At 39.8% G+C, this 14,603-nt stretch carries 9 protein-coding genes; 6 read left to right on the plus strand and 3 right to left on the minus strand.

Annotated elements, in window-relative coordinates:
- Positions 1-570 precede the first annotated feature (570 nt).
- The 6 genes from AACW45_RS21610 to AACW45_RS21635 all read left to right on the plus strand — a co-directional run bounded on the left by AACW45_RS21610 (position 571) and on the right by AACW45_RS21635 (position 11,199).
- Positions 571-1,629 (plus strand): L-histidine N(alpha)-methyltransferase, encoded by a 1,059-nt coding sequence (locus AACW45_RS21610; protein ID WP_190634661.1) that lies wholly within the window; start codon positions 571-573, stop codon positions 1,627-1,629.
- A 158-nt stretch (positions 1,630-1,787) separates the two neighbouring features.
- The gene (locus tag AACW45_RS21615; RefSeq protein WP_190634663.1) at positions 1,788-3,137 is read left to right on the plus strand and encodes an FAD-binding oxidoreductase; all 1,350 of its coding nucleotides are present in this window, start codon (positions 1,788-1,790) and stop codon (positions 3,135-3,137) included.
- A 242-nt stretch (positions 3,138-3,379) separates the two neighbouring features.
- Positions 3,380-5,077: a serine/threonine-protein kinase gene (locus AACW45_RS21620; RefSeq protein WP_190634665.1), complete on the plus strand. Its 1,698-nt coding sequence runs from the start codon at positions 3,380-3,382 to the stop codon at positions 5,075-5,077.
- A 119-nt stretch (positions 5,078-5,196) separates the two neighbouring features.
- Entirely contained in the window at positions 5,197-7,398 is a 2,202-nt protein-coding gene (locus AACW45_RS21625; RefSeq protein WP_190634666.1) for a serine/threonine-protein kinase, read from the plus strand.
- Positions 7,399-7,682: 284 nt separating this feature from the next.
- Positions 7,683-9,287 (plus strand): murein biosynthesis integral membrane protein MurJ, encoded by a 1,605-nt coding sequence (murJ, locus tag AACW45_RS21630; protein ID WP_190634668.1) that lies wholly within the window; start codon positions 7,683-7,685, stop codon positions 9,285-9,287.
- Between the two features lie 337 nt (positions 9,288-9,624).
- Positions 9,625-11,199: an EAL domain-containing protein gene (locus AACW45_RS21635; RefSeq protein ID WP_190634670.1), complete on the plus strand. Its 1,575-nt coding sequence runs from the start codon at positions 9,625-9,627 to the stop codon at positions 11,197-11,199.
- 314 nt (positions 11,200-11,513) lie between these two features.
- On the opposite strand, the gene AACW45_RS21640 is transcribed toward AACW45_RS21635, so the two are convergent.
- The 3 genes from AACW45_RS21640 to AACW45_RS21650 form a co-directional block, all read right to left on the minus strand.
- Positions 11,514-11,840 (minus strand): hypothetical protein, encoded by a 327-nt coding sequence (locus tag AACW45_RS21640; protein WP_190634671.1) that lies wholly within the window; start codon positions 11,838-11,840, stop codon positions 11,514-11,516.
- Between the two features lie 299 nt (positions 11,841-12,139).
- Complete coding sequence (locus tag AACW45_RS21645; protein WP_190634673.1) at positions 12,140-13,054, minus strand: calcium-binding protein; 915 nt, start codon at positions 13,052-13,054, stop codon at positions 12,140-12,142.
- A 481-nt stretch (positions 13,055-13,535) separates the two neighbouring features.
- Positions 13,536-13,844, minus strand: coding sequence for a hypothetical protein (locus AACW45_RS21650; RefSeq protein WP_190634675.1), 309 nt, complete (start codon positions 13,842-13,844; stop codon positions 13,536-13,538).
- Positions 13,845-14,603: the final 759 nt, after the last annotated feature.

The raw sequence follows: 14,603 nt of genomic DNA on the forward strand, positions 1-14,603 counted from the left end.
CCTACGGTTGTTGACGGTCAAAGATGCAATCGTCGCAGCCCTTGCTTTCATCCCCAGGTTCCGTAAACTACACCTGGGGACTTCCCGCAAGTTAGGTTAAAATTCAATAAAGTAATTTCAGTGCTGTAAAAAATATTTACAGTCATTGTGTCAAGCATAAAGCCTCTGACTTTGCCTTCCTGATGGTACAGTCTCTCCTAGAGAAGCCATTTCCGAATGAATTTATGAAGCTTACTGCTACACATTATCCGTACTCCTATGGAGAAGCAAATGATGCGTAGCATTCCTAAAGGAATGAGTAAGCTTCATTGATAATGACATGATGCAATAAATTCTGCCCAAGTGCTTATACCAGTGTAAAAAAGAATGCGACAAATACATTAATTAGGGGTGCAAAGCATTGCACCCCTAGAAATAATGGATATGTAGTAAAAATTTTAAAATTGGTATTACTAGTCAGAGTCTTACCCATTATTTAATTTCTGGGTAAGACTTTAACTTCTTGGGTTAGTTAGAAACAGCACTAATGAAATGCTCATCAGCTTCCATACCTAACAAATCCAAACAATCATGGCGAACATTTTTTCCAGTAGTTCACAATTCTCCTCAGATAGTCCTAATTCTCTGATCCGGAGTATAGAGCCAAGTGCTAAATTCTACTCTATCTTCTCTAAAAAAGAGGTTTTAGATTTAATTCAGGCATTAGAAATTCGCAAAGAAATTCCTTTAAAATATTCTTACAAAGGTAGAGGTGGAAGAATTTGGAGTAATTTTTATCAAAAATATCTGATGACTCGATGGTATCGAACATCAAATGTAGAGATTGATTTATTAAAGAAAAATTTTGAGTATATTAACGGCAATCATCAAAATTGTACTAAAGTCAATATTATTGATGTGGGTGCAGGTAATTCCTATCCAGTTAAAAAATTCATTGCACAACTTTCTAAATTAGATAAAATTAATCAATATATTGCTTTAGATATTAGCAAAGAACTCTTGGCTTTATCAAAGGCAAATTTTACTAAATGGTTTCCATTAATTAAATTTAATAGTGACACAATTGATATAGAAACTAGTACTGTTTCCGCAGAGCTTTGGCAAAATTCAACTTCTGAAGCTACTCCAAGTATAGCCAATATATTTTTACATTTAGGTGTGACTATAGGGAATCATCAAGACAGGATTAGAGTACTGCAAAACTTTAGAAATAGCATGAAAACAAACGATTTTCTTGTGTTTACTAACGAAAGTGGCTCTAATTCTATATGGGATGGTCAAGCCAGAGGTGGGTGTAAATATCATGTAGAAGAAATTTACGCATGGATTAAAAACAAAGTGGGAATTATTGCTGAAGATTGCGAACTTGTCAGAAAGTATGACTTAAAAACCGATAGTATCATTGCCAATATCAAATTTCATCAAAATTATACTGTGGTTTTTAACAATTTGGGAATTGATAAGAATTTGGAAATTTTAAAAGACGAGGAAATTACTATTTGGAGACATCATAAATATGAGATGCCAGAAATTCTCCAAGAACTAGAAAAATCCGGTTTACAACTTGTTCACTATAGTTATAATAAATATTTTTCACATATTATGGTTATTTGTAAAATTGCTTGCTGATACCAATTCTATGTGAAACTGCATATTTAACGCCCGTCGGCAGTAGCCCACGAATATGCATTTCCAGCCAGAGGCTGGAAACGAGATAGATAAAGGTTTTAAGCTTAAGTTGACACGTATGGGCAGTGCCATGCCCCTACAAATTGGATAAAATTCTCATGACAACTCTTAACTTAGATACCCTGACTGCTGCTTTTGCAGATATCGAAATCATCAGCGATACCGCCCAAGTCGCTAAATTATCCCAGGATTATCACACCTTTAGCCCAGTTCTCGTCCCTAAATTAGCCGGGAAAGTCGGGGATATTGTGGTGCGTCCCGCCAATGAAGCTGAAGTGATTAAGGTGGCTGCAACCTGCGCTAAACACCGTATACCTGTAACTGTACGCGGTGCGGGTACGGGGAATTATGGACAATGTGTACCCCTACATGGTGGTGTCATCCTGGATATGACAAAAATGAGTGAAGTTCTCTGGCTAAAACCAGCAGTGGTAAGGGTGGAAGCTGGGGTGAAATTGGCAGCTTTGGATAAAAAAGCGCGGGAGATTGGCTGGGAAATTAGAATGGCTCCTTCTACCTACCGTACAGCTACCCTGGGGGGCTTTATTGCTGGGGGTAGCGGGGGGATTGGTTCAATTCAATATGGTTTATTAGGCGATCGCGGTAATATTATCGGATTACGAGTGGTAACTTTAGAAGAGGAACCCCAGATTATTGAGTTACGGGGCGATGATGTGCAAAAGGTCAATCATGCATGGGGTATCAATGGCATTATCACTCAAGTTGAACTGCCCCTAGCCCCTGCTTATCCTTGGGCGGAAGTAATTGTTACCTTTGACGATTTCATGGAAGCGGCTAAATTTGGCTATGCTTTGGGTAATGCTGATGGCATGATGAAAAAATTAATTACTGTGTTTGCATCGCCAATTCCCGAATATTTTCAAGCCTTACAGCAATATATCAGCCCAGGTAAACATGCAGTATTTTTAATGGTAGCCGAGCCAAGTCTGGAATTTTTACCCGGATTAGTTCAACAATATGGCGGGGAAATTACTTACCAAAAATCAGCACAGGATACAGGTAAAGGCATAAATTTAGCGGAATTTACCTGGAATCACACCACCTTACACGCCCGCACTGTCGATACTTCCATTACCTATTTGCAAAGCCTGTTTCCTCCCGATCCGCAGTTGCAATTAGTCGAGCAGATGTATCATCACTTTGGGGATGAAGTCATGATGCATTTAGAGTTTTTCCGTGTCAGGGGTGCGGTGATAGCCTGTGGTTTACAACTCGTGCGCTACACCACAGAAGCACGCCTCAATGAGATTATCCAATATCACGAAGCCCAAGGAATTGCGATCGCCAATCCCCATACATACATCATCGAAGACGGCGGTAGAAAAGTCATTGACCCCGAACAGTTAAAATTTAAAGAAATGGTTGACCCCTATGGATTGATGAATCCCGGTAAAAGCAAAGTTTTAGAATTCAAAGTTTCCCAGTAATGGGCAGGGGACAAGGAAGACAAGGGGGACAAGGAGGATTAATGATAATTGTACAGACGCGATTCATCGCGTCTCTAACCGATGAATCGCGTCTCTGAGCATTAATTAATAATTTTTACACGCTTTATCGCCGCCTAAAGCCATAGCTACTTGCTGGACTGGGGTAAAATTGCGAAAATTTCTGTAACTGGAACATTGCCTGTTGTAGCAATTTCTAAAAACCTAGTTTATCCCTCAGCGCCATGCAAGTATTTTGCACTAAAAACCACGTAAATAATGGCAGTAACCGTTTTTGCACTCACTGCGGTGAACCTTTACCTCTACCTGTCGGGCAGCTTGTGGATAAGCGCTACAAAATTATACGTCAATTAGGGCAAGGTGGTTTTGGGCGCACTTACTTGGCTGAGGATAAAAATCAAGCAAATAAACAATGCGTACTTAAGGAATTTGCGCCACAAGTTCAAGATCCCCAGGATTTACAAAAAGCGAAGGAGTTATTTGAACGAGAAGCCAAGACTTTAAAAAAACTCCAGCATCCGCAAATCCCCAAATTTCACGCTTCCCTACAAGAGAAATTAGGGGGTAAAGATTTCTTCTTTTTAGTCCAAGATTATATAGATGGTGATAATTACCGCCAGTTGTTAGAACAGCGTCAAAGTCAAAAGCAGACTTTTAGCGAAGAAGAAGTCTTAACTTTATTAGAAAAAATCTTACCGGTGCTGGCTTACCTCCATTCTCAAGATGTAGTTCACCGCGATATCTCCCCCGATAACTTGATTTGGCGACGTTCTGATAGTCTCCCGGTGTTGATTGACTTTGGTGGAGTGAAGCAGTTACCGGCTTCTCAAGGTTTTTGGTTTACTCAGTTGGCGGTACATAATACTTTGTTGGGGAAAACAGGCTATGCTCCCGAAGAACAACTGCGCCAAGGTAAAGTTTATTTTAGTAGCGATTTATATTCTCTGGCTGTGACAGCTTTGGTGCTGTTGACAGGGAAAGAACCACAAGCGCTGTATGACAGCTATCAAGGAATTTGGTTGTGGGGAAAAGAAATTAAACTTAGTCCCAAATTAGAAGCTGTCTTTAAAAAGATGTTGGCATATCAACCGAATGCACGTTATCAGAATGCTAATCAAGTATTGAAAGATTTACCAACAAAAGGCGCAACAGTAGCGGCTAAACCCCAAAATCCGCAAATTACTAAACTGAAAACGATGATAGTCGCGCCTGGGGGTAAACAAACACGACAAGTTATCAGTAAAATTCACCAGAAAACACAATTAATCGCTAATAAAATGCCGCTTCCTGTGTGGATGCGTCCGTTTGCGGTGAGTATGCTGGGAACATCGGTAATCGTTTTAATTGTTGCGGGGAGTTTTGCGGCAGTTAATGCCATTATTCGCGGCGTATCGTCAATTTCCTTACCCACACTGCCCACAGTTTCCAATCCTATCGGTAAACCAGTTAACGATAAATCAAACCAACAACCAGGGCGTCTGAGTCAAATTATCAGTCGTCGTCAACAACTGGAAATTCCCGAAGCATATTTCATCCGCATGGTAGATAATTTGTTTTACGCCCAAAAGCCAGAATTACAAAGACGCGCCCTCACCGGGAAATCAGAAGATGCACCATTACGGGATGAATGGGCTGGTATTGCCGAAAACTTGTTACAAAAACTGGAACAGGCTCAACTCAGTAGCCCAGCTCGTCGTAAACTAGGAAGCTACTCACAAAAAGATTTCGACAGATGGAGGGAACAAGCAAAAGCTGGGCAGTTCGGTGATTATACGCTAAAAGAATTAACAAAAGATACTAATACACAATTCGATCGCTTGTTTCCCGGAAAACAAGGCGAAAGAAGCAACCTGCAAACTTATGGTCAAATTTGGTATGCGATCGCAGCCGATCGCGTCAGTAAGGTACAATCTGGCAACTAGATTGTTGATGGTTGACACTTCGACAAGCTCAGTGCGACGCTGTTGACGGTTGACTGCTTGACAAATGACAGCCAAGAACTGACAAATGACTAATGACAAATGACTAATGACTAATTAATATGCCTTTTTCTTATTGCTCCCAAGGACATGAAAATCCCGCAGGTAGTCGGTTTTGCTTGACTTGCGGTGAGAAACTATCAGATACACCTATAAATTACAATATTCAACCTGGACAAGTTTTAGGCGATCGCTATTTAATTGTCCGTCAAATTGGTCAAGGTGGTTTTGGACGGACTTATTTAGCGGAAGATATCAACCGTTTCCGCGAACTTTGTGTATTAAAGGAATTTTCTCCCCAGGTACAAACGGCTTACGTTTTACAAAAGGCGGAGGAATTATTTCAACGGGAAGCTAGCGTTCTCTACCAACTGCAACATCCCCAAATTCCCCGATTTCGCGAAAATTTCCGTATAAATTTAGCAGGTAAGGAATATTTATTTTTAGTTCAAGATTATGTCGAAGGACAAGCTTATAATTCTTTATTAAATAATCGCCTCAAGCAAAATATGCGGTTTACAGAGGCGGAAATTAGACAGTTATTACAGCAAATTCTCCCAGTCTTAGAATATATCCACGCTTTAGGCGTAATTCATCGCGATATTTCCCCCGATAATTTAATTCTGCGTCAAGTTGATCAATTACCAGTATTAATTGATTTTGGCGGCGTGAAACAAGTTGTAGCTGCGGTAGCTTCTCAATATTATCAGCCCGGTGTTGTCGCTTCGCCGCCAGCCGCCACTTTACTAGGTAAGGTGGGATTTGCACCCCCAGAACAAATGCAAACTGGTTTGGTATCTCCCCACAGCGATTTATATGCTTTAGCGGCTACCATGTTAGTTTTACTGACAGGTAAACAGCCCCAGGAATTAATTGATACCTATAGTCTAGATTGGCAATGGCAAAGGGAAGTTAGTCTAAGTCCGAGTTTGGCAGAGTTACTAAATAAAATGTTATCGCCAAGACCAGGCGATCGCTATCAATCGGCGCGTCAAGTTCTCGAAATCCTCAACCAACCCCAGGGACTCAGCTACATACCCACCCAACCACCTACCCAAGCACCACCACCAGCACCAATTCCTCAACCCCATCAGCCAACCACAGCAACGGAGACTATAGCCATATCTTCTCCCCGTTATCCAACTCCCTCCGTTCCTGTAGCTTCTCCTCCTCCCCCACCAGGAGATTCTTGGACATCAACCAAAACTTTGCTGGTAGGTATAGCAACCGCAGGAGTTGTAGGTTTAGGTTTGTGGGGAATCAGTAAGGTAATTAACCCCGGCGATCCCGGTGGTGGAGGAATTTCCGCTTCACCGACACCAACAGTCACTAATAACCCTCCGCAATATTCCCCAGAAGAACAAGCACGCAAAGATAAATTGCGCGATCGCCGTCAGCAGTTGGGTATAGATAATGACTTTTTTGTAAAATTAGTTAATCAACTGTTTTGGGAGAAAAACCCCAGTTTAACAGGACGCACTTTCAGCGATCGCCCGGAAGATGAAAGTTTACGGGCAGAATGGGATAAACTCGCAGGGGATACATTAACTAAACTAGCACCACTGAGTAACAAAGCCCGTCAACAACTAGGTACATATACCACAGCAGAACGCGATCGCTGGAAAGTTGCAGTTAACCAAATTAATGTCGGTAGTCGTTCTTTATACGATTTAGGCGATGCAGCCTTTTTCGCCACTTTCCCCACCCAGCGCGGTAAAGAATTTATCGATCAACCCACAGGACAAGTATGGTACGCCTTTGTGAGTGATAAACTCAACGCCATCTTAGCGAATAGCGCCTTTGGTAAAATCACCTTTGATGCCGGAAGCACAAGTAAAACAGTTAGCGGTAAGCTAAGTGCAACTAACGGTAAAGTATTTATCGCTGATTTGGCGAAAGAGCAAGCTTTGGAAGTGAATCTCAAAGCCAATAATAAAGTTTTGCTGTCAATTTATTCCCCTTCTGGAAAAATCGCTTTTTTAGAAGATTCCACTAAACGCACTTTATCCACCACCTTACCCGAAGCTGGATTTTATGAATTTGTGGTTGTAAATACCGCATCCTCACCAGCAGATTATCAGCTGACTATCAACGCCGAATCGCCTACACCCATACCATCGCCAACGCCAACTGTAACGGAAACACCCACACCATCACCATCCCCTACAGCCACACCATCACCATCACCATCACCATCGCCAACGCCGACTGTTACCCCTTCACCAACACCATCACCATCCCCTACAGCCACACCCTCACCCTAATATTATCAATTTACCCGTAGGGGCGGGGTCTCCCCGCCCCACCCCGACAATTTGGGATAAATTATATTTGATGGAAAAATGAGAAATTGAAAATCCCAATGATGAAAAATTGCCTGACAACCACAAAATTTCAGGTTAATGTTTTCATACCAAATTTAAAAGACAATACGACAGATACACAAGCCTAAACCTTGTCCTGTCAGGATTCTTAATTTTGAATTTTGAATGCGCGAATTTTGAATTGGTATAGATATCGACTCAGCAAGAGTTTTCAGGTATTATTCGTGACAAAACAAGACCAAAAACCCTCTCGTTCTTTCGCTGGAATTGCTGGCATTGTTGCCATTGCTACCTTAATTAGTAAAATATTCGGTTTAATCAGACAGCAAGCGATCGCTGCGGCTTTTGGTGTGGGTGCTGCTGCTACTGCTTATAGTTATGCCTATATTATTCCAGGGTTTTTATTAATTTTACTCGGTGGTGTTAACGGGCCGTTACATAGTGCCATTGTCAGTGTTTTAGCTAAACGCAAGCAAGAAGAAGCTGCGCCTTTGGTAGAAACAGTCACAACCTTTGTGGGTGGCATATTATTAATAGTCACATTTGCCCAAATTTTCTTTGCAGATAAGCTAGTTGATGTCATTGGACATGGTTTGGATGGAACAACCAGAGCGATCGCTATCCAACAAATCCAAATTATGGCACCAATGGCTTTATTTGCTGGCTTTATCGGTATTGGCTTTGGGACTCTCAACGCCGCAAATCAATATTGGTTGCTTTCCCTTAGCCCTTTACTATCTAGCATTACCGTTGTCATTGGTATTGCCATCTTAGCCGTGCAATATGGCAAAGATATTATTCTCCCACAATATGCTTACGTCGGCGGTATGGTGTTAGCTTGGGGAACCTTAGCCGGCGCAATTCTGCAATGGGTAGTACAGTTAGTTGTACAGTGGCGCTTAGGATTAGGAACATTAAAGCTGCGATTTGATTTTAAATCCCCTGGAGTTCAAGAAGTCATTAAAATTATGACACCGGCGACAATTTCCTCCGGAATGATGCCGATTAATTTTGCTACCGCCCTTTACTTTGCTAGCCCTATCCCCGGTGCTGCGGCTGGTTTTAATTATGCCAACCTTCTAGTGCAAACACCTCTAGGGATTATTTCTAACATTATTTTGTTACCATTATTACCAATATTTGCCAAGCTTGCCGCTCCAGAAAACTGGCCGGACTTGAAATTACGCATCCGTCAAGGATTATTACTCACCGCCTTTACTATGTTACCTTTAGGCGCACTCATGGTAGTTCTATCCGTGCCCATTGTGCAAATAGTCTATGAACGGGGTGCTTTTAAACAAGATGCAACAGAGTTAGTTTCTTCCTTGCTAATTGCTTATGGTATTGGCATGTTTGCCTATTTAGGGCGTGATGTCTTAGTCCGAGTATTCTATGCTTTAGGCGATGGACAAACACCGTTTCGCATTAGTACCTTTAATATTTTCCTCAACGCCTTACTAGATTGGTTATTAGTGCAACCTTTTGGCGCACCTGGTTTAGTCTTAGCTACCGTAGGCGTCAATTGTAGTTCTATGTTAATGCTGTTATGGATACTCAATCGCAAACTTGACGGTTTACCTTGGCGCGAGTGGAGTATACCCATCATCGGTTTAACTGCTGGGAGCATAGTTTCTGGGGTAGCTAGCTATGGTGCTTTAGTCGCTTGTCAGCAGGTATTTAAATCCACAAATTTAGTCATTCTCCTCATTGAAGTATCTATTGCTGGCTTAGTAGGAATTGCTGTATTTGCTGTCTTTGTTACATGGCTAAAGATACCAGAGGTGAATAGTTTTGTAGTACGTATGCGTCAGAGATTTTTGAAAAAATAAGCAATTTACACTGATTTTCAGCTAAATTCACGCCTCAGCCAAGGGCACAATATGATTGTGTCCTTTTGTGTAAGCTATAAAAAACACAACACAAAGTTCTGCTGTAAGTAGGCAATTGTAATTATGTAACGAAACCTAACATTTGTAGCTGCAGCCAGATAGATTAGGACATCAAGCTAAGATAAAACCCTGACAATACAAGGCTTTTAACTCTGTCAACAATCAACAGTCAACAGCGCCGCACTGAGCTTGTCGAAGTGTCAACAATCAACAGTCAACAGCTATTAGAGAATAAAAACGATATACTACTTTTGTATTTTTATTATTAAAGGTAATCATGGGAGATTTGAATGCAAGCTTTGATATTGTGGATAATCAAACAAATAACATAACAACAGAACCAGAACTAGAAGATATTCCAGATCATCACTCGCAAAACATAAATTTAGGCACAATTAAACCATCAGGAGATTTATATCATCTGCAACCACCAATTTCCCAGTTACGGAACTTTCTTGAACCTTACGAATCGTTGATAAAAAATTTAATTCAACAATTCACTAACTTAGTTAAAGAAAGATTAGCTGTAGATTACCAGACTATTAATAATTATATTTTAAATATTATTAGACAAACTTCAGAGGCTGACTTAGCATTTATTCTGGGTAGCGATCGCGCAGATAATTTATATATTAAATCTCATAGCAACCTGGGGCAAGATATCGACCAAAAATTTTATTTCAATACCTTAAATACACATATTTTACCTACAGTTTCTCAGGTAGCAATTTTTAACCCTGCTTATCATGGAATTTATCGACTACATGAAGATACAAATGGTGAAAGAAAAGCTTTTGTCTTTATCCCTTTAAAAGATTTACCACAAGCTGAGGTGATTGTGGTTTGTGGTATTCCCCAAGATTCCTATCTCTTAGGTGATATCTATGGCAGGATATTATCTAGCTTTTATCAGGCTGCTCAGAAATTCTCCCATAATCCAGCCTTAGTAGAAGCTGTCATTCTCGATGATTTAAAGCAAGACTTTGGCTTTATCGCCGCACATTTATATGAACGCAGATTTCAGCTATTTTGCGATCGCCTGCAAAAGATGATAGTTTATTTTGAACCAGTGCTGCATTTAGATCCTGACGAACTATTTATCAGTAGCTGGGAAGCCTTAGCTAGAGATCCCGATACTTTAACTGCACCTGTAGATTTATTTCAAGCTGCGGAAATGTGGGGAACGAGATTTATCGTTGAACTCGATCAATATTTTCTCAGAACTGCTACTTCTAGTTATCAAGAAGCGAGAAAACAATCTAAACAAAACAGATCTAAAGATATAGTACCCTTATCAGTTAACGTTTATCCTGAATCTTTAATTAGAACCGCCTATTTTGAAACAGTACGCCAAGTACTGCAAGAAAAAACTATTACATCAAGAAATCTCATATTAGAAATTTCCGAAAAAACAGAATTACCCCAATTTAACGAAGGGGTGCAATTAAAATCGCCCTTAACATTTTTTAAGAAAAAATTACTGGAATATGTGAGTCAATTACAAATTAGATTTGCCATTGATGATTTTGGTGTCGGTTATGCTTCCGTCGCTCGTTTAGCCGGGTTAAACCCATCCCATGTGAAAATAGACCGCAATATTTTGTATCATCAACCAAGCGATATTATCATTCGCTTTGTCCATGAATTAGTCAGTGCAAATAATCTCAATCCATCAAATGTGATTGTTGAAGGAGTAGATGAAACTACCCCCATGAGCTTATATCATCTCCATAAAATCGGCGTCAAATATATTCAAGGACATATTGTTGCTAAACCCAGTCCCGATATTTATCGCCTAAGTAAAGAAAAGTATCATGATTTGCGCAGATTGATTTTAGACAAGCCTCATTAACAATTCGTAATTCGTAAGTAAGTCGGCGCTAATATTTCCAACTATGTTAAGAAATTTAAATGTAGGGTGTGTTGTCGCGCAGCGCAACGCACCTTCAACAATTATTTTTAAGGGGGACTTTGATTCTTTTCCCCCCTTTTTTAAGGGGGGTTAGGGGGGATCGAATTCTATGCAGCCTCATAAAAAATCGGTATTACATATAGGGATTTAAACCCCACCCGTAACGTTACTATTTATAGAAGTCCGGCTTTCCACCTCGGTTTAATTACGAATTACGAATTACGAATTAGTAATTATGTTGAGAACCTTTAAAGTTAAGGATGATCGATTGCTTTTACCTTAACGGTTGTCAAAGCATAGTTGTCTCCATAGTGAGATCTAACTTTTACCTTAACTTTATCCCAACCTGCATATAACACAGAAACATCAGCTACAGCCCCATCGCCAATCGCTAAAGATGTTCCTTCAGCTTTTCCTATGGTAACTTGAGGTTTATTTTTGATATTAACACGTGTCCCAGTTTCGGCTAAACCTTCAGCGCCGCTAGCTGATGCATCAGCAGTGATTCCCAATAAAGCACCACCTACAATCAACTCAGATTTGATATTTTCTAAGTAAGACAAATCTGCAATATCGATCATAATCACCTTTTTAAAAATGTTTTTCTAAGAAAGAATTGCTTGATGTGGGAAGTTAATTAATTTGAATTTGAAGAGCGATCGCTAAATATGTAGGTTAGGTTGAGTATTATTCCTCAACCTACTGGACTGACATAACTAAAATAGTGCATTAGATGTAGGTTGGGTTGAGGCTTTGCGAAACCCAACATGAATTTCAGAAACTCAACATAGATGCTGGTGTTGGGTTTCCTTACGTCAACCCAACCTACATTTTTTTGCAACATTTTAGCCTTGCCACGCCACTACGCATATTCTGATTGTTAAACAGGAATAAGATCTGCGCCCGACAGCCTCGATACACCATCTAAAATAGCAACTAAGTCACTAGTACCACTAGCTAAGTCTGCGACAAGTAATATATCAGTACGACCATCACCAACAAAATCCCCAGTCAGGGGTCGATAGCTTGCCCCAGAACTAAAGTTTATTTGAAGCTTATCTATACCAGACACAAAATCGAAAATCAGAGCGTAGTCATCAAACCCGGCGCTAGTATAAAACACACTATTTGCATTACCCAGCACAAATATATCTTGAGTATTATCATTAACGTTTGTCACAATGCCAGCATTGTCAACCGTACCGCCGCCATATAACTCATCTATCTCAAAGGTTCCGAAGCCGCCGCCAAATCCATTGAGAACATCACTACCGCCACCACCAACAAGGTAATCTCTAAAAAATCCATCAGCATCAGCTTCAACAGAACCGTTGGTACCGCCACTTATATTATCATTGCCATCACCGCCAAACAGTACATCACTACCAGCACTGCCAATCAGGTTGTCATTACCGCCATCACCAAATAGAAGATCGTTGCCTAGACTCCCATCCAGGAAGTCATTGCCCGCGCCCCCATAGACAATATCGTCACCTAATTCTCCAAATAGTCGATCGTTGCCGGCGTCTCCACGAAGCACATCGCTGCCAACACCGCCAAAAAGTTGATCGTTGCCATTACCACCAATCAGCGAATCGTTACCAAAGTCACCAAACAGATTATCGTTGCCGTTGCTGCCGTCGAGGGTATCATCACCAAAACCACCAAGTAATCTGTCTGCACCATTTCCGCCAGTCAAATTATCGTTGCCACCTTGCCCTACTAAGGTGTAGTTCAAATTAGACCCCAGGAAACTGAAGACATCAGCATTATTAGTTCCTAATTTATTAGGCATATTTTTTCTCCTAAACTGTTAAATTCAAATTGTTTAAATACAAATTATGCACAACGAATAATGTCAACGATTATGCTGACAAAAAAAGAGACTAATTTATTTATGTTCAAGTCGGTTAAATACCGCTTGAAATCTTTATTTGGTGTGCATATTTAGATACTTAAAACTTTAGGGCTAAATTTTATTTTTTAAATTAATTAGCACCTAATAAAATTAAGTTTATCACATTAAATAAAATATAAATGCATTTTCAATTTAAATTTAAGAATCAGCCAGTATATTTAAAATATTTTTATGAGTATAACTGTGATTTTAAGAGAGGCAATTAATTGCCTCTCTTAAAAAATTGTAGAGATATTGTTACTCAATTCAAGCTTTTATAAAGCTGCTTGAAATTTGCGTAACACTTAAATAAATTGTTTTTCAAGTTGCTATTTCGCAATAGTCGAAATCAATGCACTTTACTGACAATTTATTTTTATTAACGACGGTAGCCGCTTTCGATAGCAGCTGTAGATTGAGATAGAGCAGAAGTGGTGTTACCATCAACTTGAGCATTGGTTGTGGTGCTGGAGAAGCCTGCTTTACCACCAACAGTATCAGCAGTAGCAGTTGCTGTAGCAACATAACCTTCTAATTTCAGATCTGTATCAAGTTTAACAGTGATTTTTTCTAAAACTTTGGTTTTAGCATCAACTGTCAATGTAACTTTGTTTTTGGTTGTTGAACCACGTCCACCAAATACTTCTTCGGTTGCAGCTTCAATGTAGGTTAAGTCGTTGATATTCATTGCTTTTCTCCTGAGATTTGTTTGTCTGTTTGTTGGAATCAACTCTGTTTGAGTTGTTGATATTAATATAGCTAAGTAAATTCTGCTTGTATCGCCAAAATGGCTGTAAATATGATTTTTCTAGCCACATTGGCTAAGGAATTATTTTTTGTCTTGCCATCAATCTACTAACCATAATTTAAAAATGAAAAAACACCCAAATTTATGTTTTAAATCGGGTGATATCCTTAAAAAGGAATATTTATGTAATTTATAAATAGTTATAAATCGCCTTATAGCCAGAAATCTCTCTAAAGACTACTGTCTCTAACCGCGATAATTTGTATGATTTTAGATGCATAGGCTAAAAAATGATTAGAAACAAAGACTAAATCAATGTCTTTTGTCAAATCATTTTAGTTTATGCAACTTGAGAGAATTCTAACTAATTTCCTCACAGATGAGGAGCCATTTTGGCTTCATTTTTAGAGAAAGGGCATTAGGTATAGGTTAGGGAGCCTCGTAACCCTCTTCTATCACTTGGGAAGGGAAAAATAAATGTAGTGGCGTGGCAAGGCTCATACTTGTCAACTTAACGCGAAACCCTTTTACCGCAAGGAACTTCAGTTCCTTGCTCATAGCCAAAGTCATCTTAAGATGACTAAATATCTTCAAAATCTTGAGTCTACTTCAGTAGGGGCGGGTTCACAGATATGCTCCAATAATTCACGACTATCTCGTTTAACCCGCCCCTACTTGGACTATTAGCCTCTTAATTCA

This window comes from Calothrix sp. FACHB-168 (assembly GCF_963889195.1).
In the GTDB taxonomy this organism is placed as follows: domain Bacteria; phylum Cyanobacteriota; class Cyanobacteriia; order Cyanobacteriales; family Nostocaceae; genus Aulosira; species Aulosira anomala_A.

What these genes read in the sequence shown, in the direction of transcription:
- AACW45_RS21620 (WP_190634665.1), top strand. Translation starts at nt 3,380, where the DNA reads ATGCAAGTATTTTGCACTAAAAACCACGTAAATAATGGCAGTAACCGT.
- AACW45_RS21635 (WP_190634670.1), top strand. Translation starts at nt 9,625, where the DNA reads ATGGGAGATTTGAATGCAAGCTTTGATATTGTGGATAATCAAACAAAT.
- AACW45_RS21625 (WP_190634666.1), top strand. Translation starts at nt 5,197, where the DNA reads ATGCCTTTTTCTTATTGCTCCCAAGGACATGAAAATCCCGCAGGTAGT.
- AACW45_RS21610 (WP_190634661.1), top strand. Translation starts at nt 571, where the DNA reads ATGGCGAACATTTTTTCCAGTAGTTCACAATTCTCCTCAGATAGTCCT.
- AACW45_RS21615 (WP_190634663.1), top strand. Translation starts at nt 1,788, where the DNA reads ATGACAACTCTTAACTTAGATACCCTGACTGCTGCTTTTGCAGATATC.
- AACW45_RS21645 (WP_190634673.1), bottom strand. Translation starts at nt 13,054, where the DNA reads ATGCCTAATAAATTAGGAACTAATAATGCTGATGTCTTCAGTTTCCTG.
- AACW45_RS21650 (WP_190634675.1), bottom strand. Translation starts at nt 13,844, where the DNA reads ATGAATATCAACGACTTAACCTACATTGAAGCTGCAACCGAAGAAGTA.
- AACW45_RS21640 (WP_190634671.1), bottom strand. Translation starts at nt 11,840, where the DNA reads ATGATCGATATTGCAGATTTGTCTTACTTAGAAAATATCAAATCTGAG.